At 70.2% G+C, this 22,924-nt stretch carries 22 protein-coding genes; 8 read left to right on the forward strand and 14 right to left on the reverse strand.

Annotation, left to right across the window (positions count from 1 at the left end):
* Positions 1-5: 5 nt before the first annotated feature.
* A complete protein-coding gene (gene secD, locus ACFHYQ_RS07405) occupies positions 6-2,252 on the forward strand; it encodes a protein translocase subunit SecD (RefSeq protein WP_394300336.1) in 2,247 nt (748 codons plus the stop codon).
* 166 nt (positions 2,253-2,418) lie between these two features.
* Here the strand turns inward: secD and ACFHYQ_RS07410 are convergent, their stop codons facing one another.
* Genes ACFHYQ_RS07410 through ACFHYQ_RS07440 form a run of 7 tightly spaced genes read right to left on the reverse strand, consistent with a single transcriptional unit; the run spans position 2,419 to position 9,950 of the window.
* Positions 2,419-3,603, reverse strand: coding sequence for an acyl-CoA dehydrogenase family protein (locus ACFHYQ_RS07410; protein ID WP_394300337.1), 1,185 nt, complete (start codon positions 3,601-3,603; stop codon positions 2,419-2,421).
* A gap of 8 nt (positions 3,604-3,611) precedes the next feature.
* A complete protein-coding gene (gene dmpG / locus ACFHYQ_RS07415) occupies positions 3,612-4,634 on the reverse strand; it encodes a 4-hydroxy-2-oxovalerate aldolase (RefSeq protein WP_394300338.1) in 1,023 nt (340 codons plus the stop codon).
* Between the two features lie 12 nt (positions 4,635-4,646).
* Positions 4,647-5,552, reverse strand: coding sequence for an acetaldehyde dehydrogenase (acetylating) (locus tag ACFHYQ_RS07420; protein WP_275408975.1), 906 nt, complete (start codon positions 5,550-5,552; stop codon positions 4,647-4,649).
* A gap of 11 nt (positions 5,553-5,563) precedes the next feature.
* Complete coding sequence (locus tag ACFHYQ_RS07425; protein ID WP_394300339.1) at positions 5,564-6,394, reverse strand: 2-keto-4-pentenoate hydratase; 831 nt, start codon at positions 6,392-6,394, stop codon at positions 5,564-5,566.
* Positions 6,384-7,412, reverse strand: a complete 1,029-nt coding sequence (locus ACFHYQ_RS07430; RefSeq protein ID WP_394300340.1) for a 2Fe-2S iron-sulfur cluster-binding protein — start codon at positions 7,410-7,412, stop codon at positions 6,384-6,386. Before ACFHYQ_RS07430 ends, ACFHYQ_RS07425 begins: the two co-directional genes overlap by 11 nt.
* A 1-nt stretch (position 7,413) precedes the next feature.
* On the reverse strand, positions 7,414-9,084 hold the full coding sequence (locus ACFHYQ_RS07435; protein WP_394300341.1) for an FAD-binding protein: 1,671 nt from the start codon (positions 9,082-9,084) through the stop codon (positions 7,414-7,416).
* Positions 9,081-9,950, reverse strand: coding sequence for an alpha/beta fold hydrolase (locus ACFHYQ_RS07440; RefSeq protein WP_394300342.1), 870 nt, complete (start codon positions 9,948-9,950; stop codon positions 9,081-9,083). The genes ACFHYQ_RS07435 and ACFHYQ_RS07440 overlap by 4 nt, the downstream gene beginning before the upstream one ends.
* Positions 9,951-10,210: 260 nt before the next feature.
* On the opposite strand from ACFHYQ_RS07440, the gene ACFHYQ_RS07445 reads away from it, so the two are divergent.
* The gene (locus ACFHYQ_RS07445) at positions 10,211-10,804 is read left to right on the forward strand and encodes a flavin reductase family protein (RefSeq protein WP_394300343.1); all 594 of its coding nucleotides are present in this window, start codon (positions 10,211-10,213) and stop codon (positions 10,802-10,804) included.
* A 125-nt stretch (positions 10,805-10,929) separates the two neighbouring features.
* Here ACFHYQ_RS07445 and ACFHYQ_RS07450 read toward each other — a convergent pair whose 3' ends face one another.
* The gene (locus tag ACFHYQ_RS07450; RefSeq protein ID WP_394300344.1) at positions 10,930-11,832 is read right to left on the reverse strand and encodes an IclR family transcriptional regulator; all 903 of its coding nucleotides are present in this window, start codon (positions 11,830-11,832) and stop codon (positions 10,930-10,932) included.
* A 184-nt stretch (positions 11,833-12,016) separates the two neighbouring features.
* On the opposite strand from ACFHYQ_RS07450, the gene ACFHYQ_RS07455 reads away from it, so the two are divergent.
* Both ACFHYQ_RS07455 and ACFHYQ_RS07460 read left to right on the forward strand, forming a co-directional pair.
* Positions 12,017-12,898, forward strand: a complete 882-nt coding sequence (locus ACFHYQ_RS07455) for an LLM class F420-dependent oxidoreductase (protein WP_394300345.1) — start codon at positions 12,017-12,019, stop codon at positions 12,896-12,898.
* Positions 12,891-13,403, forward strand: a complete 513-nt coding sequence (locus tag ACFHYQ_RS07460; protein WP_394300346.1) for a nuclear transport factor 2 family protein — start codon at positions 12,891-12,893, stop codon at positions 13,401-13,403. The genes ACFHYQ_RS07455 and ACFHYQ_RS07460 overlap by 8 nt, the downstream gene beginning before the upstream one ends.
* An 81-nt stretch (positions 13,404-13,484) precedes the next feature.
* On the opposite strand, the gene ACFHYQ_RS07465 is transcribed toward ACFHYQ_RS07460, so the two are convergent.
* Genes ACFHYQ_RS07465 through ACFHYQ_RS07475 form a run of 3 tightly spaced genes read right to left on the reverse strand, consistent with a single transcriptional unit; the run spans position 13,485 to position 15,692 of the window.
* On the reverse strand, positions 13,485-14,324 hold the full coding sequence (locus tag ACFHYQ_RS07465) for an SDR family NAD(P)-dependent oxidoreductase (RefSeq protein WP_394300347.1): 840 nt from the start codon (positions 14,322-14,324) through the stop codon (positions 13,485-13,487).
* Positions 14,321-14,809, reverse strand: a complete 489-nt coding sequence (locus ACFHYQ_RS07470; RefSeq protein WP_394300348.1) for a nuclear transport factor 2 family protein — start codon at positions 14,807-14,809, stop codon at positions 14,321-14,323. The genes ACFHYQ_RS07465 and ACFHYQ_RS07470 overlap by 4 nt, the downstream gene beginning before the upstream one ends.
* On the reverse strand, positions 14,796-15,692 hold the full coding sequence (locus ACFHYQ_RS07475) for an LLM class F420-dependent oxidoreductase (RefSeq protein WP_394300349.1): 897 nt from the start codon (positions 15,690-15,692) through the stop codon (positions 14,796-14,798). Before ACFHYQ_RS07475 ends, ACFHYQ_RS07470 begins: the two co-directional genes overlap by 14 nt.
* A 278-nt stretch (positions 15,693-15,970) precedes the next feature.
* Here ACFHYQ_RS07475 and ACFHYQ_RS07480 point away from each other — a divergent pair, with 278 nt between their 5' ends.
* From ACFHYQ_RS07480 to ACFHYQ_RS07490, 3 genes are all read left to right on the forward strand, one after another.
* Positions 15,971-16,873, forward strand: coding sequence for a hypothetical protein (locus ACFHYQ_RS07480; protein ID WP_394300350.1), 903 nt, complete (start codon positions 15,971-15,973; stop codon positions 16,871-16,873).
* Between the two features lie 96 nt (positions 16,874-16,969).
* On the forward strand, positions 16,970-18,379 hold the full coding sequence (locus ACFHYQ_RS07485) for an AAA family ATPase (protein ID WP_394300351.1): 1,410 nt from the start codon (positions 16,970-16,972) through the stop codon (positions 18,377-18,379).
* Entirely contained in the window at positions 18,376-19,017 is a 642-nt protein-coding gene (locus tag ACFHYQ_RS07490; protein WP_394300352.1) for a hypothetical protein, read from the forward strand. The genes ACFHYQ_RS07485 and ACFHYQ_RS07490 overlap by 4 nt, the downstream gene beginning before the upstream one ends.
* Positions 19,018-19,057: 40 nt before the next feature.
* Here the strand turns inward: ACFHYQ_RS07490 and ACFHYQ_RS07495 are convergent, their stop codons facing one another.
* The 3 genes from ACFHYQ_RS07495 to ACFHYQ_RS07505 are packed head-to-tail and all read right to left on the reverse strand — an operon-like array spanning position 19,058 to position 21,698.
* Positions 19,058-19,903, reverse strand: coding sequence for a class II fructose-bisphosphate aldolase (locus tag ACFHYQ_RS07495; RefSeq protein WP_394300353.1), 846 nt, complete (start codon positions 19,901-19,903; stop codon positions 19,058-19,060).
* Positions 19,876-20,823 carry a 1-phosphofructokinase family hexose kinase gene (locus ACFHYQ_RS07500; RefSeq protein ID WP_394300354.1) on the reverse strand — a complete coding sequence of 316 codons (948 nt, stop codon included), beginning with the start codon at positions 20,821-20,823 and terminating at the stop codon, positions 19,876-19,878. Before ACFHYQ_RS07500 ends, ACFHYQ_RS07495 begins: the two co-directional genes overlap by 28 nt.
* Positions 20,820-21,698 carry an SIS domain-containing protein gene (locus tag ACFHYQ_RS07505; RefSeq protein WP_394300355.1) on the reverse strand — a complete coding sequence of 293 codons (879 nt, stop codon included), beginning with the start codon at positions 21,696-21,698 and terminating at the stop codon, positions 20,820-20,822. Before ACFHYQ_RS07505 ends, ACFHYQ_RS07500 begins: the two co-directional genes overlap by 4 nt.
* A 111-nt stretch (positions 21,699-21,809) precedes the next feature.
* Between ACFHYQ_RS07505 and ACFHYQ_RS07510 the strand changes: the two genes are divergently transcribed.
* Entirely contained in the window at positions 21,810-22,595 is a 786-nt protein-coding gene (locus ACFHYQ_RS07510) for a DeoR/GlpR family DNA-binding transcription regulator (RefSeq protein WP_394300356.1), read from the forward strand.
* The last annotated feature ends 329 nt before the right edge of the window (positions 22,596-22,924 follow it).

Below are 22,924 nucleotides of genomic sequence, written 5' to 3' on the forward strand. Positions count from 1 at the left end.
CTCGAATGTCACGTGCGCCCTTGTGGCGCGCGCTGGCGGCGCTCGCCGTCATCGCGTCCTCGCTGCTGCTGGCCCTGACCATGGCCCCGCGCCTCGGTCTGGACCTGCGCGGCGGCACCCAACTCGTCTTCGAGACGAAAGACACACCCACGGTCAAGGCGGACTCGGAGTCCACCGACCGTGCTCTCGACGTACTCCGGCGCCGCGCGGACGCCCTCGGAGTCGTCGATCCCACCCTGGTCCGCTCCGGCGAGAAGCGGATCATCGTCGAGCTGCCCGGCGTGCTCGACCCGCGCGAGGCCGCCAACGTCATCGGCAAGACCGCGCAGCTCAACTTCCACTCCGTGCTCGGCGTCGCCGAGGCCGACGACAAAGACGCCGTCGCGGACGAGAGCGGCCAGAAGCTGAAGCTCGGCCCGGTGGCGATCAGCGGCGCCGGCGTCACGGACGCCGCCGCGCGCAGCGACCCCCAGATGGGTCCCGGCTGGTTCGTCACCATCGACTTCAAGGAGGCGGGCCCCTGGCGGGAGCTGACCGGCAACGCGGCCTGCGAGCCGGTCGGCGATCCCAAGCGCCGGGTCGCCATCGTGCTCGACAACGAGGTCATCTCCTCACCGCAGGTGGACGAGTCGATCGGCTGCAAGGCCGGCATCTCCGGCGGCACCACGCAGATCACCGGGTCGTTCACCGCCGAGGAGGCGCAGAACCTGGCGGTGCTGATCAAGGGCGGTTCGCTGCCGGTGCCGCTGGAGCTGGTCGAGCAGCGCACGGTCGGCCCGACCCTCGGCGCCGACGCCATCGAGGCCAGCGCCAAGGCGGGCCTCCTGGGCGTGCTCCTCACCGCGATCTTCATCGGTGTCATCTACCGTCTGGTGGGCGTGCTGGCCGCGCTCGCCCTCGGCTGCTACGCCCTGATCGCCTACGCGGGACTGGTGGCCATGGGTGCCACGCTCACGCTGCCCGGCCTGGCCGGTTTCGTTCTCGCGATCGGCATGGCGGTCGACGCCAACGTGCTGGTCTTCGAACGGGCCAGGGAGGAGTACAGCGAATCGCGTCAGCGCGGTCTGAAGGCGTCGCTGGACCGTGGATTCAAGCACGCCTGGAGCGCGATCGCCGACTCCAACGTCACCACCCTGCTCGCCGCCGGCCTGCTGTTCTGGCTGGCGTCGGGGCCGGTCAAGGGCTTCGGCGTGACGCTGGGCATCGGTGTGATCGCCTCGATGTTCTCGGCGATGGTGATCACCCGGGTGTTCACCCACTTCCTGATCGGCAGGATCAACCCGAAGGTGTCCGGCCTCGGTTCGATCGGCCGGGTCAGGTCCTGGATGAACCGGCGGAAACTGGACCTCATGTCGCGTGGGCGGCTCTGGCTCGCCGTCTCCGGGGCGCTGATCGTGGTGATGTTCGTGGGACTGTTCGCCCGTGGGCTGAACTTCGGTGTGGAGTTCACCGGCGGCCGGATCATGGAGTTCGCCACCAGCAAGACCGTCGATGCCGGCGTGGCCAGGCAGGCCGTGTCGGACGCCGGGTTCCCCTCGGCCGTCGTGCAGATGACCGACAACGCGGTCTCCGTGCGGACCGGGCAGATCAGCGCCGACGAGGTGGCCGCCATCGAGGAGGCGCTCGGCAAGAAGGTCGGTGACGTCACCAAGCAGCGCGACGAACTGATCGGGCCCAGCCTGGGTGAGGAACTGCGCAGGAACGCGCTCATCGCGCTCGGCCTCGCGCTGGCGGCGCAGCTCGTCTACCTGGCGATCCGATTCAGGTGGACGTTCGGCGCGGCCGCCGTGCTCGCGCTGTTCGTGGACACCGCCGCCGTCGTCGGCACGTTCGCCTGGCTGGGCAAACCCATCGACGGGGTCTTCCTGGCCGCGCTGCTCACCATCGTCGGCTACTCGGTGAACGACAAGGTCATCGTCTTCGACCGGGTCCGTGAGCTGTGGCCGGCGAACCGCAAGGCGCCGTTCGCCCAGGTCGTGAACTCCGCGGTGCTGCAGACCGTGCCGCGCACGGTGAACACCGGCGGCAGCACGATGATCGTCGTGGGGGCGCTGGCGCTGTTCGGCGGGTCCTCCCTGCAGGACTTCGCGATCGCCCTGCTCATCGGCATCCTCGTGGGCACGCTGTCGTCGGCGTTCTTCGCCGGGCCGGCGGCCATCGAGCTGGAGAGGTTCAGCAAGCAGCCGCCGCCGTCGCCGAGCACCAAGCGGCGCGCGCCCCGTGTCCGCGAGGGATCGGGCGCGGTGCTCTGAGCCGACCTCGAACAGCCCGGGCCTGAAAAACCCGGGCAGGAAAGGCCGGGCAATCAAAAGGCCCCGCCGGCGCGCTGGAGGGAGAGACGCGCGCCGGCGGGGCCTTTTCCGTTGTGGTCGCGGTTGTGGTTCTCAGATCGTCCGGGTCCTCAGATCGTCCGGGTTCTCAGATCATCGAACGCATCGGGCCCTGGGGCGGCTCGATGCCGAGCTGGGTCAGCGCCGAGACATGGAAGACCGCGCCCGGCACGTGGATGGCGTGGGTCAGGCCCACGTGGGCGTCCCGCCAGAAGCGCTGGATGGGGTTGTCCACGCGCATGGCGTTGCCACCCGACCTCGCCACGATCTCGTCGACCGCGCGCACCGCCCGCCAGGCCGCCTGGACCTGGGTGCGCCGGCCCACCGCGCGGTCGTCGAAGGTGATCTCACGGCCCGCGACGACGGCGTCGTACATGCGCGAGACGTTGTCGAGCAGCGCCGCGCGCGCCGCCGCGATCTCCGCCGCCGCCTCGCTGATCGCGTAGAGCACGTACGGATCGTCCTTGATCTTGGTGCCGGTGATCTGAACGCGGCCCTTCTGGTAGGCCATGTGGTGAGCGAGCGCGCCCTCGGCGATGCCGATCACCGACGCGGTGATGCCGAGCGGGAAGGCGACGGAGAACGGCAGGAGGTAGGTCGGGTTGGTCAGCCCCGCCTCCCTGACGGCACTGCCGTCGAACACCTTCGCGACCGGGATGACCCGGTAGTCGGGGACGAACGCGTCCTTGACGATGATGTCCTTGCTGCCGGTCCCGCGCAGTCCGACAACGTTCCAGGAGTCCTTGACGATCTCGTAGTCGGAGCGCGGCAGGATCAGGTGCAGCTGCTGCGGCGGCTGGGTCCGATTGCCTTCGGCGTCGCCGAGGATGCCGCCGAGGAAGATCCAGTCGCAGTGGTCGGTCCCGGAGGAGAACTGCCAGCGGCCGTTGAAGATGTAGCCGCCCTCGACCGGCCGGGCGATGCCCATCGGCGCGTACGGCGAGGCCATCCAGGTGTCCTGGTTCTCCCCCCAGACCTCCTGCTGCACCTTGGGGTCGGCGAACGCCATCTCCCACGGGTGCACGCCGACGACACCGGCCACCCAGCCGGTCGAACCGTCCAGGCTGGCGATCTTCATCACGGTCTCGGCGAACTCTCGGGGGTGCACCTCGAGGCCGCCGTGGGTCTTCGGCTGCAGCATCCGGATGACGCCCGTCTCGCGCAGCACCTTGGCCGCCTGGTCGTCCAGCCGGCCCAGCGCCTCATTGGAGGGGCCGAGGGCGGCGATCTCCTCGGCCCGCTGGGTGACCGCTTCCAGAACCGGATTTGTCATAGTTTGTCTCACTTCTTCGCCGCGAGGGCGACCGCGATCTCGATGAGCTGGTCTTCCTGTCCGCCGATCAGCTTGCGGCGCCCGGCCTCGATGAGGATCTCGGCGCCGGACACGCCGTACTTCTTGGCCTGACGATCGGCGTGCTTGAGGAAGCTGGAGTAGACGCCCGCGTAGCCCATGGTCAGCGTCATCCGGTCGAGCAGGCACTCGCCGTCCATGATCGGGCGCACCACGTCCTCGGCGGCGTCAATGATCTTGAGGGTGTCGATGCCGGTGCGGATGCCGAGCTTCTCGGTGACGGCGGCGAACGCCTCCAGCGGCGTGTTACCCGCGCCCGCGCCGAACCTCCGCACCGAACCGTCGATCTGCTGGGCACCGGCCCGCACGGCGAGGATCGAGTTGGCGACCCCGAGCCCGACGTTCTCGTGGCCGTGGAAGCCGACCTGGGCGTCGGAGCCGAGCTCCGCCACGAGGGCGGCGATCCGGTCGCTGGTCTGCTCCATGATCAACGCGCCCGCCGAGTCGACGACGTACACGCACTGGCACCCGGCGTCCGCCATGATCCGCGCCTGCTCGGCCAGCACCTCCGGCGGCTGGCTGTGCGACATCATCAGGAACCCGACGGTCTCCAGGCCGAGCTCCCGGGCCAGGCCGAAGTGCTGGATGGAGACGTCGGCCTCGGTGCAGTGCGTGGCGATCCGGCAGATGCTCGCACCGTTGTCGGCGGCCTCGCGGATGTCGTCCTTGACACCGACACCGGGCAGCATCAAGAAGGCGATCTTGGCGCGCTTGGCCGTGGCCACCGCGGCCTTGATCAGCTCCTGCTCCGGAGTGTGGCTGAAGCCGTAGTTGAACGACGAACCGCCGAGGCCGTCGCCGTGCGTCACCTCGATGACCGGCACGCCCGCGTCATCGAGCGCGGCGACGATGGACCTGACGTGCTCGACGGTGAACTGGTGCTGCTTGGCGTGCGAGCCGTCCCGCAGGCACGAGTCCGTGATGCGGATGTCGAGGTCGGCGCTGTAGGGCATGGGTCGATCTCCTTACGAGTGGATGCGCTGCGCGAAGCCCTCGCCGACCTTGGTGGCGGCGGCCGTCATGATGTCGAGGTTGCCCGAGTAGGGCGGCAGGAAGTCGCCGGCGCCCTCGACCTCGACGAACACCGCGACGCGGGCGAGCCCGCCGCTGACCGCCGTCGGGTCGTCGAACTGCGGCTCGGTGCGCAGCCGGTAGCCGGGCACGTAGGAGGCGACCTCGGCGGCGACCTCCTTGATCGAGGTCGCGATGGCCTCCCGGTCGGCGTCGACGGGGATCGAACAGAAGATCGTGTCCTGCATGAGCATCGGCGGCTCGGCCGGGTTGAGGATGATGATGGCCTTGCCCCGCCGGGCGCCGCCGATCGTCTCGATGCCACGGGCTGTCGTCTTGGTGAACTCGTCGATGTTGGCGCGGGTGCCGGGACCGGCCGACGGGGACGCGACGCTGGCGACGATCTCCGCGTACGCCACCTCGGTCACCCGGGAGACCGCGTACACCATCGGGATCGTGGCCTGGCCGCCGCAGGTGATCAGGCTGACGTTGGGCGCGTCCAGGTGCGCGCCGAGGTTCACCGCCGGCACCACAGCCGGGCCGATCGCGGCCGGGGTCAGGTCCACGGCCTGGATGCCGAGCTCCTTGTACCTGGGCGCGTTCTCCCGGTGGACGTACGCCGAGGTCGCCTCGAAGACGATGTCGGGACGCTCGTCCTGGGCGAGTAGCCAGTCCACGCCGTCGGCCGAGGCGATCAGGCCGTTGTCCCTGGCCCGCTTCAGGCCCGGGCTTTCGGGATCCACGCCGATCATCCAGCGCGGCTCGATCACCTCCGACCGCAGCAGCTTGTACATCAGGTCGGTCCCGATGTTCCCCGAGCCGACGATCGCGGCACTCGCCCTGGTCCGTCCAGATGTCACTGATCTCACCCTCATTCGAATCGAGCGGTCACGGAGCCGAGCCCGGCGAACTCGGCGCGGAAGGTGTCGCCGGGGCGCACGTCGACGGCTCGGGTGCAGGACCCGGGGAGGATGACGTGGCCCGCCTCGAGCTTGACCCCGAAGGAGGCGACCTTCCTGGCCAGCCAGGCGACGGCGGTGGTCGGATCGCCCAGGACCGCACTGGTGTTGCCCCGCGTCACCTCGGCATCGCCGTTGTAGAGCACGGCCTCGATGTCGGCGATGTCCACGCCGGCGGCCCGCAGCTCGGCCGGGGTGCGCCGGGCTGCGCCCAGCAGCACGCCGGCCGAGGACGCGTTGTCGGCGATCGTGTCGGCCAGGCCGATCTTCCAGTCCCTGATGCGGCTGTCGATGAGCTCCAGGCTCGCCACGATGTACTCCGTGGCGGCCAGCACGTCCTCCTCGGTGCACCCCTCGCCGGGCAGGCTCGACCCGAGCACGTAGCCGATCTCGACCTCGATGCGGGGGTAGCAGTACCGGCCGGTCTGGACGGGCTCGTCCTCCGACAGCACCATCGTGTCGAGCAGGTGGCCGTAGTCGGGCTCGTCGACGCCCATCATCTTCTGCATCACCGGTGAGGACAGCCCCACCTTGTGCCCGTACACCCCGGCCCCCTCGGCCAGGCGGCGGCGGATGTTGATGAGCTGGATCTCGTAGGCGTCGACGACGTCGATGCCGGGGAAGGACTCGGTCAGCGGCTCGATCGGCGCCCGGTCGCGCTCGGCCGCCCACAGCCGCTCCGCCGCTTCCGCGCGCAGCGCCTCCTCAAGCATCCCGTCCTCCTGTGTGGTCTCAGTCGTCATAGCTGATCTTGATTTGGTCGGTGACCGGGATGGCCTGGCAGCCGAGGATGAGGCCCTCGGCGAGGTCCTGCGCGTCGAGGATCGTGTTGCGCTCCAGCGTGACCTCGCCGTCGAGCAGGACGCAGGCGCAGGCGCTGCACGACCCCTCACGGCAGGAGTACGGAGCGTCCATCCCGGCGGCCAGCATCACGTCGAGCAGCGTGTTGCCCTTGGGCCAGTCCAGGGTGCGGGTCTCGCCGTCGAGCGTGACCTCGACCGTGGCCGTGGGCCCGGCGGAGTCGATGACCACGTCGGAGTCGGCGAACGGGTCGCCGGTCAGCGACTCGAACCGCTCGACCCTGATCCGCCGGTCGGGAACCCCCAGGCCGCTCAGCGCCTCGGAGACCAGGTCCATGAACGGCCCGGGACCGCAGACGAACGCCTCACGTGCCGCGTACGGCCTGGCCAGGGCGGCCAGCGCGGCCGCGGTGGGCAGGCCCTGCACCGACTCCAGCCAGTGGACGACGGTCAGCCGCTCACCGTGCTCGCCGGCCAGCGCGATCAGCTCATCGCGGAAGATGACCGAGTTCTCGTCCCGGTTGGCGTAGACGAGGGTGACGCTCCCCTTCCCGGCGCGCAGGCAGGACTTGAGGATCGACATGACCGGCGTGACGCCGCTGCCCGCCGCGAACAGCAGCAGGTCCTCGTCGAGCGAGGCGGGGGTGAACGTCCCGGAGGGACGCAGCACCTCCAGCACGTCGCCCTCGGTGACGTTGTCGCAGATCCAGTTCGAGCCGTAGCCGTCCCTGGTCCGCTTGACCGTCACCTTGAGCTTCTCACCGCAGACGGGTGAACTGCTGAGCGAGTAGCAGCGGGCCGCGCCCTCGGGGCGGGTGGTCGGCACCCGGATGGTCAGGAACTGTCCGGGCTTGTAGCCGAACCTGGCGTGGTCCCCGTCGGCGGGTTCGAGCACGAGGGAGTGGGCGTCCGGGGTCTCCTTGACGACCTCGACGACCCGGACCTTCAAGTGCGGCGACATCTCAGGCCACACCCGCGCCCGATCGCACCGCCGCCGCGTGCCGGGCGGCGATGTACCCGAAGACGATCGAGGGACCGATCGTGGCGCCCGCCCCGGCGTACTCGTTGCCCATCACCGAGGCCGAGACGTTGCCCGTGGCGTACAGGCCCTCGATCACCGAGCCGTCGGCGCGCAGCACCCGGCTGTGCTCGTCGCAGACCAGCCCGCCCTTGGTGCCGAGGTCGCCGGCTTCGATCCGGAAGGCGTAGAACGGCGCCTTGTCGATCAGGTCCATGGTCGGGTTCTTCAGCGTGGGGTCGCCGTAGTAGCGGTCGTAGGCGCTGTCGCCGCGGCCGAAGTCGCTGTCCTCGCCGGTCCGGGCGAACCCGTTGAAGCGCTCGATGGTCTCGGTCAGCGCGCCGGCGGGCACACCGATCTTGGCGGCCAGTTCGGCGATCGTGTCGGCCCGGAAGGCCAGGCCCTTGTCGTAGAACGCCTTCGGGATCGGCGCCCCGGGCAGGATCTGGGCGAACGGGTAGCGGGAGCGGGCCTTGGCGTCCATCACGAACCACGCGGGCACGTGCCCGCCCTCGAGCTGGTCGTGGACGAAGTTCACGTACGGCGCCGACTCGTTGGTGAACCTCCTGCCCTCGGCCGAGACGATGACCGACGGCGGGATGGAGCGCTCCGACACCAGCGGGATCGTCGCCCCCGCCGGGTGCTGCACGGCCGGCATCCACCAGGCGTCGTCCATCAGGTCCAGTGCCGCGCCGACCCGCTCGCCGGCCAGGATGCCGTCGCCGGTGTTCTCCCTGGCGCCCATGCCGAAGTCGGCCCGGCCGCTCTCCGGCAGGTACTTCTCACGCATCTGCTGGTTGTGGTCGAATCCGCCGGTGGCCAGCAGCACGCCGTACCTGCCGCGGATGCGGACGGGCGTGCCGTCGCGCTCGGCGGTGATGCCGGCGACGGCGCCGCTCTCGCCGGTGACCAGGCCGGTCATCGGCGTCTTCAGCCACAGCGGGATCCCGGCGTCCTTCATCGCCATCCGCAGCCGGGCGACCAGCGCCCGCCCGCCGGTGGCCATGTGCCGCCGGCGGATCACGTTGGACGACACCCGCCAGGCCGCGACGACCGAGGCCCAGCGGCCGCGCCAGGTGCGCTTCACCATGGCCAGGTCGTGGTAGTCCTTGGCGGTGATCCACAGGCCGAGGGGGCCTTTCATGCTGTTGGGACGCTGGAACCGCTCGTCCTCCCGCAGGTTGCGGGTGTCGAACGGCAGCGCCTCGATGGTCCGGCCGAGCGGACGGCCGCCCTCCAGTTCGGGGTGGTAGTCGGCGTAGCCCTTCACCCAGAAGAAGCGCATCCACTTGCTCTTGCCGAGCAGTTCCATCGCCGCCGGGCCGTTGTCGACGTACGCCTCCAGCCGGGCCGGCGGGACCCGCCCCTCGGTGATCAGTTCGAGGTAGCGGCGGACGGACTCGCGGCTGTCGTCGTGCCCCTTGGCCCGCAGGGTCGGGTTGTTGGGGATCCAGATCCCCCCGCCGGAGATCCCGGTGCTGCCGCCGTACATCGAGCCCTTCTCGACGACGATGACCGACAGCCCGCTGTCGTACGCGGCCAGCGCGGCCGTCATGCCGCCGCCGCCGCTGCCGACCACGACGAGGTCGAACTCCTCGTCCCAGTGCGCGCTCACTCGCCGTCCTTCCTGGTGAGGAAGGCCAACACGGCGCTCTCCCAGGCCGCCTTCTGCTCGATCATCACCCAGTGCCCGCAGTTGGGGAAGATGTGCACCTCGACGTCGGGGATCATGCGCATGGGCAGCAGCGCCATGTCGACGGGGCTGACCCGGTCGTCGCGGCCCCACGTGAGCAGCGTCCTGGCCTTCAGCTTGTGCAGCATCGCCCATGACGGCGGGGTGGCGGAGGCCGCCTGGGCGGCCATGTTGGCGGCGAACGCGGCCGAGCCGTACATGCGCTTGGCCGCGGCCAGCGTCTCGGGCTCGGTCGCCAGGGCCCAGCGCTCCTCGATCAGTTCCTCGGTCACCATCGCCGGGTTGTAAACCATGGAGTGGAGCCACCGGACGAGCCGCTCTCGGGTGGGGTCGTCGGTGAACTCCGTCAGCAGCTTGACGCCCTCACCTGGGGCGGGGCTGAAGATGTTCCTGCCCATGCCGCCGATCGTGACCAGCCGGCGCACCCGGTCGGGATGGGCGATCGCCACGTCGGTGCCCACGAACCCGCCCATGGAGTTGCCGATCACGTCGACCTGCCGCAGGCCGAGGCCGTCGAGGAAGCGGATCACCGCCGATCTCGCGGCGACCATCGGGTGCTCGGGGGTCGGGTCGCTGACCCCGAACCCGGGGAACTCCAGGACGAGACAGCGGAAGTGCTCGGCGAACGTGGCGAGGTTGCCGCGGAAGTTGCGCCAGCCGGTGACGCCGGGCCCAGAGCCGTGCAGGAGCAGCAGCGGCGGGCCTTCCCCGGCCTCGTGGTAGCGCAGCACGCCCTGATCCGTCGCGAGTTCACGCGACGTCGACTCGTAGGTCAACTCGGTGGTCATCTTCCGTCCCAGTCAGAGAAATGTCAGCTTCGGGGAACGTAACCAACGGTGGCGTGCCGCCATAGCGAGGATCCCGATGAGCGGGATGTCGCCGCCCTCCCCCGTCTGGGCGGCCTGTGGTGGTGCGACGGGAATGCCCGGCTCCCGGAAAGCCTTCCACTCAACGGGATCCGCCCTCCGGCACGTCGCGGGGCGCTTTGTAGGTTCGAGACAGGAGATCCGCCACGGCGGCGGGTGCGATGGCAACGCGAGGTGAACGCATGGCAGTCGAGTCCACCGAGTCCGCGCTGACGGCAGGCCCTATCGATGTGGCGGTCGATGAGTCCGCGGAGGTGGCTCCGCCCACGCCACTGGAGTTCCGGCGGGCGATGGGGATGTTCGCCAGCGGGGTGACCGTGGTGACCGGCACCGACGACGGCGAGCCCGTGGGTTTCGCCTGCCAGTCGTTCGCCTCGGTCTCCCTGGAGCCGCCACTGGTGCTGTTCTGCGCCGACCGCGGCGGCCGCACCTGGCCGCGGATCAGGAAGTCGGGCCTCTTCTGCGTGAACGTGCTGGCCGAGCACCAGGTCGACGTCTGCAACCGGTTCGGTTCCAGCAAGGGCAAGAAGTTCGACGGGCTCGAGTGGGACGTGTCCCGCTGGGGGATCCCCGCGCTGCGGGGCGTGCTCGTACGGATCCACGCCGAGGTGTACGACGTGCACGTGGCCGGAGACCACGACGTGGTCTTCGGCCACGTCCTGGAGTTGGAGACGACCGGTGAGGGACGCCCGCTGGTCTTCTACCGCGGCCGCTTCGGGCTCGACGAGCCGCAGCTGGGGCCGAACCTGTGGGGCTGGGGCGACCGCTGGGGATGAGCCCCGGGGAAGGGGTCCCGGGGGGAGGAGGGGCAGGCCGCCTCCCCCCGCCGGGACCTCGTCGGCGGCCGGGCGGGCCGGGCTGAACGGCGGGCAGGGGACGGCGGGCAGGGGACGGCGGCCTACTACCTCCAGTCACCGTTCTGGCCGGCCTCGAGAATCCGGTTCATGGCCTCGGGCGACCACGTCTGCTCCGGTGCCCGGTGCGGCACCCGGCTCCCCGGACGGCTCCGCCGCTGGGTGGCCAGATCGGGGAAGAGGGCCAGTGACGCCTGCCGTGCCGCGTCGACCACGAGCGGTGCGACCTTCTCCAGCGGGGTGCGCGCCTCGCCGACCAGGGAGATGCTCGCCACCGGCCCCTCGGGGCCGCGGATGGCGGCCGCCACGCAGGAGATGCTGGGGAAGCACTCCCCCCGTTCGAAGGCCAGGCCCCGGCGCCGCCGGATCCGGTTCAGCTCCTGGTGCAGCGTGGCGATGTCGCCGATCGTCCGGTTGGTCAGCCGGCTGATGCGCCCGCCGATCGCGCTGTCGACCTGCTCGGGCTCCAGCCAGGCGAGGATCGCCTTGCCCAGCGCGGTCGAATGGGCCGGCGCCCGGCCACCGACGCGGGAGGGCACCGACAGGGCGAACCGCCCGCCGACCTTGTCGAGGTAGAAGACTTCGGCGTCGTCGAGGACCGCCAGGTGGACGACCATCCCCGTCCTGATCTGCAGGCTGTGCAGCAGCGGAGCCGCCGCCTCCCTGATCTCGCCGTGGCCGCCGTCCCGGCCGCCGAGCCCGAGCGCGCGTGAACCCAGGCTGTAGCCGTACGAACTGTGCTCGAGCCAGTTCAACCGCACCAGCTGGTCCAGGATCCGGTGAGCGGTGGAGCGCGGCAGGCGGGTGACTCCCGCCACGTCCTCCAGGGTGAGACGGGTGGAGCGGCCTGGGAACGCGTCCAGGATCAGGGTCATCCGCTCGACCATCGACGGCGGCAGCTCCCGCTGTGCGGGCGCCGGCGACTCGGACATGACGCTGGCAGCGGTCATCGCACCCCCAAAACTGAAACGAATTCTTGTATTGGAATGTAGCAACGAGACCCGATGGAGGGAAGCCCCATCGAAACACCCGAAATGTTACTAGATGTCCGATTCCAGTCAGCGGGACCCCCGGTATGAACTCTCCGGTCGCAACTAGAAAGATTTCTGGTGACGTCGGCAGAGGGGGACGGGCATGAGGATCGGGATCACCACCCCGGTGGTGGTGCGGCACCCGGGCGCGAGCGCGGAGTGGGAGCGAACGGCGGGGATCGAGGAGATCGGACAGGTCGCCGAGGCGGCCGACCGGCTGGGCTATCACCACATCACCTGCAGCGAGCACGTCGCCGTCCCGGTCGAGGCGGCCGAGCAGCGCGGCGGCGCCTACTGGGACCCGCTGGCCACGCTCGGCTACCTCGCCGCGCGCACCACGCGCATCCGGCTGGCCACCAAGGTGCTCGTTCTCGGCTACCATCACCCCCTCGCGATCGCCAAGCGGTACGGCACGCTCGACCGCGTCAGCGGCGGCCGGCTCGTCCTGGGTCTGGGCGTGGGAAGCCTCAAGGAGGAGTTCGAGCTGCTCGGCGCCCCGTTCGAGGGTCGCGGCGCGCGTGCCGACGAGGCCATCGCCGCCCTACGTGCGGCCCTGGGCCGGCGCGTCCCGGAGTTCCACGGCGAGTTCTACGACTTCGCCGGCTTCGTGGTGGAACCGTACGCGGTGCAGGAACGCGTCCCGCTGTGGATCGGCGGCCGCACCGCGCGCTCGCTGCGGCGGGCGGTGACCCACGGCGACGGCTGGGTCCCGTTCGGCCTCCCCCTGGACACGCTGTCGGCGATGGTCCGCCGGGCGGACCCGCCCGGCGGCTTCGACATCGTGCTCGGCCCCGGGCGCCCACTCGACCCGTCCGGCTCGCCGGAGGCCGCCGAGCGTGCGCTTGAGGCGGTGCGCGACGCGGGCGCGACCATCGCGGGCGTCCATGTGACCGCCGAGTCGGCCGGCCACTACTGCGAGCAACTCGAGGCGCTGCACGCCCTCGGCACCAAGATCGGAATCGTTTTCGGAGACGCGGATGACTGACAACAGGGACATCGAGCAGCGGCTGGCCAGGCTTGAGGAGCGCACGCGCGCGGTCGAGGACGAGCTGGAGATCACCCGGTTGATCCTCTCGTACGGCCCGCTCGTCGACAGCGGCAGCGCCGAAGCCGTCGCCGGGCTGTGGGAGCGCGACGGCGTGTACGACGTGGACGAGCTGGTGATGACCGGGCAGGACGAGATCGCCGCGATGGTCGGGTCCGACCGGCACCAGGGCTGGATCGCCGGCGGATGCGCGCACTTCATCGGCGCGCCCCACGTCACGGTGAACGGCGACGAGGCGGTCGCCGTCTGCTACTCCCTCATGGTTCTGAACGGGGCGGCCCGCGAGGGGGGCCCCGGCGATTTCCGGGTCCGCCGGGCGACCGCCAACCACTGGCGGCTACGCCGGGGACCGGACGGCTGGCGGGTCACCGCCCGCACCGGCCGGGTGCTCGACGGCCGGACCGAGTCGCCCGAGCTGCTCATGAGCGGCATCCCGACGGAATAGCGATGACACGCCGGGGTGGCACCCGGCGCGGAACGTGAAACGGGCCCCGGAAGGGGGCCCGTTGCACGTTTTGGCTCCCGCTCAGGGTTCGTTCGGCATGTTCGTCCAGCCCTTGCGGTCCTTGCGGCCGTACCATCCGGACGCGGCCAGCGTCCCGCCGTCCACCGGGATCGTGTGGCCGGTGACGAAGCGGGCCTCGTCGGAGGCGAGGAAATCCACGACGGCCGCGTAGTCGTCGGGCTCGCCGTACCGGCCGAGCGGGATCCACAGCGGGATGAGCTCCGGGTCGCGGCCGCGCAGCATCGCACTCGCCGGCGTCTGCTCGGTGTCGGCCAGGTCCGGCGCGATCGCGTTGACCCGCACGCCGTACTGCCCGACCTCCACCGCGAGGCTCTTGGTGAACGCCGAGACCCCGGCGTTGTAGGCGGAGTAGACGGCGTGCCCCGGGATGCCGCGGAACGCCTCCACGGTGGAGTTGTTGACGACACAACCGGAGCGCCGCTCCACCATGACGGGCAGGACGGCGTGGCTCATCTTGAACACGTGTAGCAGGTTCAGCTCGTACAGGCGCTGCCACTGGTCGGGCCTGCTGTGCAGGAACGTCTTCGACGCCGGGCGGAAGTCACCCACGTTGTTCACCAGCACGTCGACGCGGCCGTCGCCGGCCTCCAGCGCGGTGTCGAGCACGCGCTTGACCACGTCGTCGTCGCTCACGTCACCGGCGACCACCACGCAGCTTCCCCCAGCCGCCTCGATGTCCAGGCGGGTCCGCTCGGCCGCCTCGGCGTCGATGTCGGCCAGCACCACCAGGTCGCCCCGGCCGGCGAGGCGGCGGCTGACCGCGCCGCCGATCCCCAGCGCCCCGCCGGTCACCACCGAGACCCTGCTCGAGGCTCGGCTCTCCCCTGACGCGGTCATCATGCTCCTTCTTTCCGGCTTTCCCTCACGCCCTGCCCGCGCATGCGGCGTACCGGCCTGGTCTCGATCCAGTCGATCCGTACGGCCCGGCGGGCGATCCGCCAGGCGCCGCCCTCGCGCCGGTAGTCGTCGGCGTAGCGCAGGTGCCACACCAGGTCCGACGGCCCGCCGGCCCGCTCCGACAGATGATGCGCGACACAGGCCACCCGGCCGACGGCCGATCCCGGCTCGGGCCCGGCGTCGAAGACCTGACCGGCGAGCGCGTGGAAGGTCGACGCCATCGTCTCCAGGGCGGACATCGCGCCGGCGATCTCCTCGTGCCCCCGCCGGGCGGTGACCGGCTCGAGCGTGCCCGGCGGATCGGGCAGGACGAGCACGCCGTCCCCGGTGAACAGACCGGTCAGCGCCGCGATGTCCCGCTCGTCGGCCAGCAGGGCGTACCGGGCGACCAGGTCGGCGAGCTCGGTCCGGTCGTCACCGCTGAGCATGCGAGGTGAGTCCGAGACGCTCGGCGCAGGCCGACAACTCGTCCTTGACCGCGTCCAGATCCGATGTCGGCGTGGGTGACAGCAGGATCCGGTTCGCGCCGAGGGCGGCCAGCGACTCGGCCTTCTCCGGCGTGACGCGGGATACGAGGTGGCCCAGGGTGAGCCCGAGAGCGTCCGGGTCACGGCCGGCCCGCTCGGCCTCGGTGCGCATCACCTCGACCAGCTTCCGCAGTTCGTCGCCCACCACGCCGAGCGGCTGCAGGCCGTCGCCGTACCGGCCGGCCCGGCGCGCCGCCGCCACGCTGTGTCCGCCGATGTGGATCGGCACTCCGTTCGGCTGAACCGGCTTGGGGTAGCACATGGCCCCGTCGAAGTCGAAGAACTCTCCGTGGAAGCCGACCCCCTCCGCGGACCTGTCCGCCCACAGCGCGCGCAGCACCTGGATCTGCTCGTTCGCCCGGCGGCCCCGGCTGGCGAAGTCGGCGCCGCAGGCCTCGATCTCCTCCTTCATCCAGCCCATGCCGACGCACAGCCGCAGCCTCCCGCCGGACAGGGCGTCGACCGTGGCGAGTCGCTTGGCCAGCACGACGGGATGGTGGTTGGGCAGGACCAGGACCCCGGTGGCCAGACCGATGCGGTCCGTCCGCCCGGCCAGGAATGCCAGCAGGTCAAGCGGATCCGGGATGTCGCAGTCGTCCTTGAGCTCCATCTTCCCCGACTTGTCGTAGGGGTAGACGCTCGAATAGCCGCTCATCACCACCGCGTGCTCGACGACCACGATGGACTCGAACCCGCACCCCTCGGCGTGCCGGGCGAAGCCGCTGATCCACTCGGGGTCGGCGGTCGTGTTCGCGGCGACCGGCGCCAGCACCGCGTACTTCATCGCGCCGCCCGCTCATCGAGACCCATGCGTCGCATGCCGTTCCCTTCTTCCGTGCTCCGGGCTCGCGACGCTACCGGGACCGTGCTGCCGTGGACGATGTTGCTCCCGTTGGCCGGGACGGGGACCCGCCACGTTGATTTATGCGCATTCCCCATCCAGCCCCCTTTACGATGTAGATTTTTGGCCGATCGGGGTGGGCGGATTTTCTGATCGGCCAGGCGGCACGGTCGCGGCTGTGCTGCACTGATGAGAAGCGATCGGCGGAGGTCTCACGGCTCATGACACTGCGCAACGGACACCGGAGGACGACGGCGGCCCTGGCCGCGCTCTGCCTGCTCGCGTCCGCCTGCGGCGCGGCGGAGAAGTCTCCCGAGGAGGAGACGCCGCCCGGACAGACAGTGCCCGGACAGACAGGGCCCGGACAGACAAGACCCGGCGCGACGGCGACCGCCGACCCGACCGACAGCCCGGTCAGCCCGGTCAGCCCGAGCACCGGCGGCACCACCGGGCCGAACTCCTCCCCCGCCGGCCCCTCCCCCAATGGCGACGCCTCCCTGGTGGCGGGCCGCTACCAGCCGCTGTGGCCGTTCGCCGACCATGCGCAGGCGCAGTCCTGGACGCTCTCCTACCGTTCCGGCGGCCACCAGCCCTGGCATCTCGACGCCGACCAGACCGCGCTGAGCTTCACCCAGGGCTACCTGGGGTTCACGGGCATCGACCGGGTGATCAGTCGCACCGTCAAGGGGACACACGCCCGCGTGGCCGTCGGGTTCCGCGGCGAGGAGGGCGGACGCGCGATGACCGCCGCCGTGCTCCACCTGGTGAAGTTCGGCGACGAGGCCGACGCGCCGTGGGAGGTGGTGGGCACCGACGACACCACGCTCTCCCTCACGACCCCCGCGTACGGCGCCCGCGTGGCATCACCGGTGCAGGCCGGCGGACGGATCACCGGCGTGGACGAGAGCATCCGCGTCCAGGCCCACCACCCGGCGAGCGAGGATGTGCTCGGCGAATCCGGACCGGTGCAGGCGGGCGGCACCGACCAGCCCTGGTCGGCCACCCTCGCGTTCCACGCGACGCCCGGCCAGACGGTGACGCTCGTCGCCAGCACCGGCGGTCACATCGCCGAGGTCGAACGGTTCGCGGTGACCGGCGTCCGCCTCACCCCCGGCGGCGGATGACACGCGGCGATGTGCTCGCCATCTGGGCCGCATGACAGGGTGAAGATCGACCGTTGCGGCCGATCGGGTATGCGATGCTGGTCGGGGGAGGAAGCGATGTTGACACGGCTAGAGGTTGACGGTTTCAAGAACCTTATCGACCTCCGAGCAGACTTCGGCGCTTTCACGTGTATCGCCGGGGAGAACGGCACCGGCAAGTCAAACGTGTTCGATGCCATCCAGTTCCTCAGCCTGCTGGCGGACAGGTCACTGCTGGACGCCGCGCAGGAGGTGAGAGGTGTTCGCGGTGAACGTCTCGGCGACCCGCGCGACCTCTTCTGGAACGGCTATGCATCGAAGAGCCATCGAATCCGCTTCGCCGCCGAAATGGTCGTTCCTCTCGAAACGGAAGACGACTTCGGCCGGATCGCCATCCCGACTATCTCATTTCTGCGATATGAGCTCGCGCTGGGCTATGTCCCTCCAGCCGGAATCGAGAAGATCGGTCGTTTGACGCTGCTTGAGGAGAATCTTCGGCACATCAGCCTCCGAGAGGCTCCCCAGCGACTCAAGTTCCCCCACAGCACCGCCAAGTTCCGCAACGCCGTTCTGAAGGGCCGCCGGAGCGGCACCGCGTTCATCTCGACCTCAATCGAGGACGGTCAGCCGATTATCCGAATTCATCAGGATGGGGGAAGCAGAGGACAGCCGAAACCGGCCGCGGCGTCTCGGGCGCCTGCCACCGTTGTAAGTACAGTGACCAGCAACGACGATCCCACCATCCTGGCCGCCCGCAGAGAGATGCAGTCATGGCGTCGCCTCGCCCTGGAACCCTCGGCACTGCGGACATCTGACCGTTATGTCGATCCAAGGTCGATGGACAGCACCGGGCGCCATCTTCCGGGCGCTCTCTACCGCATCGCCCATCGTGACCCTGATTCAGACCCCGAGCGCGTGTACTCCAGGGTAGCCAATCGTCTTGCCGATCTCGACGGGCTCAAGGTACGCAGTCTCCGGGTAGATCAGGACGATGTCCGAGAGTTGCTGTCCGTCCAGCTTCGGGAAGCGAGCGGCCTCACCCTGCCGGCCCGAAGTCTGTCCGAGGGCACGCTGCGCTTCCTCGCCCTGTGCGTACTTCTAGAAGACCCCTCCGTGACCGGCCTTATTTGCATGGAGGAACCGGAAAACGGCATTCACCCGGGCAATCTGGAAGCCATGGTGAGCCTCGTCGAGGATCTCGCGGTAGATCCCATGGAGGAGCCGGGTGAGGACAACCCATTCCGCCAGGTCATCATCAACACGCATTCTCCGGCGATCGTCCAGTTGGTCCGGCCCGACGATCTGCTGTTCGCCGACTCCACGATCAAACAGATGCCGGACAGCCGCATGGCGCACGCCCTGCGGCTTCGTCCCCTGGCGGGTTCATGGCGTGGACGTCTGGGCGAAACCGTGCCCGTGACCAAGGCGGACATCCTTCCCTACCTGACGACGCCTCCCGGCGCCAATCTGCGTTTGGAGATCGCGTGACGGTTCGCGTGCTCTTCTTGGGGGAGGGAACAAGCGACGGCGGGATCATCCCGCAGATCGAAGTCATCGCCGCAAGGCTCGGCATCGACATCGCAGTCACCGATCCCGACCTCAGCCGCCTTCCCAAACCTCCTGGTCGCGCGGTGAGCGACAAGCTTCGCGCGGTCCTCGATATCGATGGCGAGTACGAACTCATCGCCGTTCATCGTGACGCCGATCGCGATGGCCGGCAGGTGCGTCTGACAGAGATCGCGACCGCGATCCAGACACACGCCCCCGGAACAGCCCACGCGGCCATCGTGCCTGTGCGCATGACCGAGGCCTGGTTGTTGATGGACGAGGCAGAGCTGAGAACCATCGCGGGGAACCCGAACGGCAAGATGCGGCTCAGTCTCCCCTCGCCGAATAAGGTCGAGTCTGTCCCTGATCCCAAGACCGTCCTGAAGGAGAAGCTGGCCCTCGCGTCTGGCCTGTCCGGACGGAAGCTCGAAAAGTTCAATCAACGCTTCTCACAGCATCGGCGACTGCTTCTCGAACGGATCGACCCATCCGGCCCCATCACGGACGTCTCCTCGTGGCAGCACTTCATAGCCGATATGGAAACCGGACTCAAATCGGCCGGCCGATCCATGAGCTGACCCTCGTCGCCGGCACAAGGGCGGCCCACATGAACCCACCTCATGAAGCAGTACGACACTCGTGGGCGACGCCGGAGACGGTGGCGAGGAGGTGGGCGGCCGCTTCGGCCATGCGGTCCCGGGCGGCGGTGAGGCGGGGGCGGGGATCCGCGCCCCTGTGAGCGGACCCCTCGATCGCCGCGGTGAACGCGATGTTCAGCGCGGTACCGATATTGATCTTCTTCATGCCCGCCGCGACGGCGCGGCGCAGCTCGTCGTCGGGTACGCCGGAGGAGCCGTGCAGCACCAGCGGCACCGCGAGCGCCTCGCGCAGCGCCGCGATCAGGTCGTGGTCCAGCCTCGCCTCCCGGGTGGTCATGGCGTGGGAGCTGCCCACGGCGACCGCGAGGGCGTCGACCCCGGTCGCGGCGACGAAGGCGGCCGCCTCGCCCGGGTCGGTCCGTACGCCCGGCGCGTGCGCGCCGTCCTTGCCGCCGACCTCGCCGAGTTCGGCCTCCAGCCACAGCCCGCATCCGTGCGCCCAGTCCGCCGCGGCCCGGGTCCGGGCCACGTTGATCTCGTACGGCTCCCGCGACGCGTCGTACATGACCGAGCTGAACCCGGCGTCGGCCGCCTCACGCAGCAGCCCGTCGTCGGTGACGTGGTCGAGATGGAGCGCGACGGGCACCGAGGCCGCGGCGGCGACGGCGCGCGCGGCATCGGCGATCGGCCGCAGTCTGCCGAGGTGGAACCGTACGGCGTTCTCGCTGACCTGCAGGATCACCGGGGTGCCGGTCCGCTCGGCGGCCAGCGCGACGGCCTCGGCATGCTCCAGGGTGACGATGTTGAAGGCGCACACCCCGGCGGGGGCGGCGGCGACTATCGAGGCTGTCGTGGCGAGCGGCATGAGATCTCCTGGAGGAAGGCGCGGTAGGCGGCGAGGTCGACGTCCCCGGCGACGGGGGCGAGCACGGCGGCGGCCGACAGGGCCGCTGCGTCGGCGAGCACGGCCGGCCAATCGACCGGGGCGGCACGGTCGGGCGGAGCGGCGCCGCACAGGGCCCGGGCGAGGGCGGCGGCCACGGCGTCCCCGGCGCCGGTGGGGTTGCCCGACAGCGGCCGGGGCGGCCGTACCGACCAGGTCCCCGCGGAAGTGACGGCCAGCAGGCCGTCGGCGCCGCGCGAGACCACCACGGCGCCGGGCCCGTTCGCGAGAAGCGACCGCGCGGCCTCGGCCACCGGGCCGGAGCCGGCGACACGGGCCAGCTCGGCCGCGTTCGGCTTGGCGACGTCGGGCCGGGCGGCCAGCCCGAGCCGCAGCGCCTCCCCGTCCGCGTCGAGCAGGACGCGCACGCCGCGCTCGCGGGCATCGGCCGTGAGCTGGGCATACGCGTCCCGGGGCGCACCGGGCGGCAGGCTGCCCGACAGCACGGCCACCTCTGCCTCGCGGCACAGCGCGCGGAACCGCTCGCGGAACCCGTGCCACTCCCCGTCCGTGACGACCGGTCCGGGCTCGTTGAACACCGTGGCGTCGCCGGACGCGACAATCGTGACGGTCCGCCGGGAGTCACCCGCAATCGGGGCGAACCGGGCCGGGATGCCGGCCGCGGCGAGCTCCCGGGTGATCTCGGCTCCGGCCGGGCCGCCGGCGAGTCCGGTGGCCAGGACCCGGTCACGGCCAAGGGCCGTGAGCACGCGGGCGACGTTCACGCCCTTCCCGCCGGCCCGCTCGTGTACGGCGCTCGCGCGGTGCGTGCCGCCCGGCACCAGCTCCGCCACCTCGTAGGTCACGTCCAGCGCGGCGTTGAGGGTGACCGTGAGGATCACGGCTGATCGAGGACCACGGAACGGGTGAGGTTGCGCGGGCTGTCGGGGTCGAGACCGCGCGAGCGGGCCAGTTCCACGGCGAGGCGCTGGGCCCGTACCAGGTCGGCGAGCGGGTCGAGGGCGGCCACCGTGGTCGCGGCTCCGGTACGGACCACCTGGTCGAGCAGCCCCTCCGCCCCGCCGAAGAACCAGACCAGGCTGCCCTCGTCGGCGATGCTGATCGGCCCGTGGCGATACTCCATGGCAGGGTACGACTCCGACCAGGCCAGCGCGGCCTCGCGCAGCTTGAGCGCGGCCTCGGCGGCGACACCGTTGCTCCAGCCGCTGCCGAGGAAGGTGAACTGGCGGCGAGAGACGGCTTTCTCCGGCAGGTCGGCCGCCAGCGCACGCTCGGCCTGCTCGGGCAGGTCGGCGGGGGCCTCGCCGAGGTGGGCGCGGAGCAGGGCCAGGCAGCTCGTCGCGAAGCGGGTCTGCACCACCGAGCGCTCGTCGGCGAAGTCCAGGGTGATCAGCGTGCCGGCCAGGCCGGCGACGGGGGTGGCGGGATCCGCCGTGATGGCGACCGTGGGCGTCCCGCCGTCCACCGCGCCCAGCACGTCGAGGATCTCGGTCGTGGTCCCGGAGCGGGTGATCGCCACGATCCGGTCATAGCGGCGGGCGGGCAGCTCGGAGGCGGCCCAGGCGTCGGTCTCGCCCTGGCCCGCACGCTCACGCAGCGCGGCGTACGCCTGGGCCATGTAGAGCGAGGTGCCGCAGCCGATCACGGCCACGCGTTCACCGGGCAGGGGCAGGCCCTCGGGGCTGCCCGCCCCGAGGTCGAGCGCCCTGCGCCAGCAGTCGGGCTGGCTGGCGATCTCCTCTAGAACGTGTGTCAACAGACGCCTCCTTATGCGTATTTCTGCTCATAAGATGCCACTAGCACTCAAATATGCGCAAGTCGTGGTGTTGGCTACGCTTTAGAGCGACCGGTGAGAGGGAACGAACCGATGACGAGCCACGAACGGTGGAACGCGCTGCTCGCGATCCTCGCGAGAGACGGCAAGGTGGAGGTCGAGGCCGTCGCGGCCGAGCTGGGCGTGTCCGCCGCCACCATCAGGCGTGACCTTGATCATCTGAGCCGACAGCAGATGCTGACGCGCACACGCGGCGGCGCGGTGGTCAACGCGATCTCCTATGACCTGCCGCTGCAGTACAAGGCGGCCCGGCACGCCCCGGAGAAGCACCGCATCGCGGCGGCGGCCGCCGCACTGGTCCCACCGGGCTCGATCGTCGGGCTGAACGGCGGGACGACCACCACCGAGGTCGCCAGGAGCCTCGCGAGCCGCGCCGACCCCGGCCCGCCCAGCGGGGAGCCCGGCCTCACCGTGGTGACGAACGCGCTGAACATCGCTAACGAGCTCGTCGTACGCAGACACGTCAAGCTGGTGGTCACCGGAGGGGTCGCGCTGCCGGCCTCCTACGAGCTGATCGGCTCGCTGGCCGACGGCGTGCTGCAGGGGATCACGCTCGACTACGCGATCCTCGGCGTGGACGCCCTCGACCCGGAACGCGGGGCGTTCGCCCATCACGAGGGCGAGGCCGGCATCAACCGGCTGATGGCGGCCCAGGCACGGCACGTCATCGTCGTGACCGACTCCTCCAAGCTGGGCACGCGGGCGTTCGCCCGGATCTGCTCGTGCGACGCCATCAACACCCTGGTCACCGACCGCGACGCGACCCCCGAGATCGTCAAGGCGTTCACCCGGGTGGGCGTCGACGTCATCGAGGCCTGACCAGCCCCGTCCACCCACCACCCGTGATCTTGAGGAGGGGGGACTGTTCATTCATGCAACTGTGACGTTTGAACATGCGCGAAACATGGTACTTCTGCGCGTTATCGCGCAGATCCTCTGATCCACGCCTCCTCTCTCCAGAGAGAGCTGGTTCTCGCTGGTATAGACCGGCGATCCGGGAACGTCACCCCGTCGTTGTGAATCCGATATTTCCCGGTATAGACCAGCCCTTTGGCTGCTGTTTACTCTGGCTCTCGAGAGTGCGGATCAAAGGTCTGTCCGCCACCTGTCATCCGACCGGTACAGACCAGTCAGCTTCGAGGTGGTTA

Source organism: Sphaerimonospora cavernae (genome assembly GCF_042435035.1).
GTDB classification, from domain to species: Bacteria; Actinomycetota; Actinomycetes; order Streptosporangiales; family Streptosporangiaceae; genus Sphaerimonospora; species Sphaerimonospora cavernae.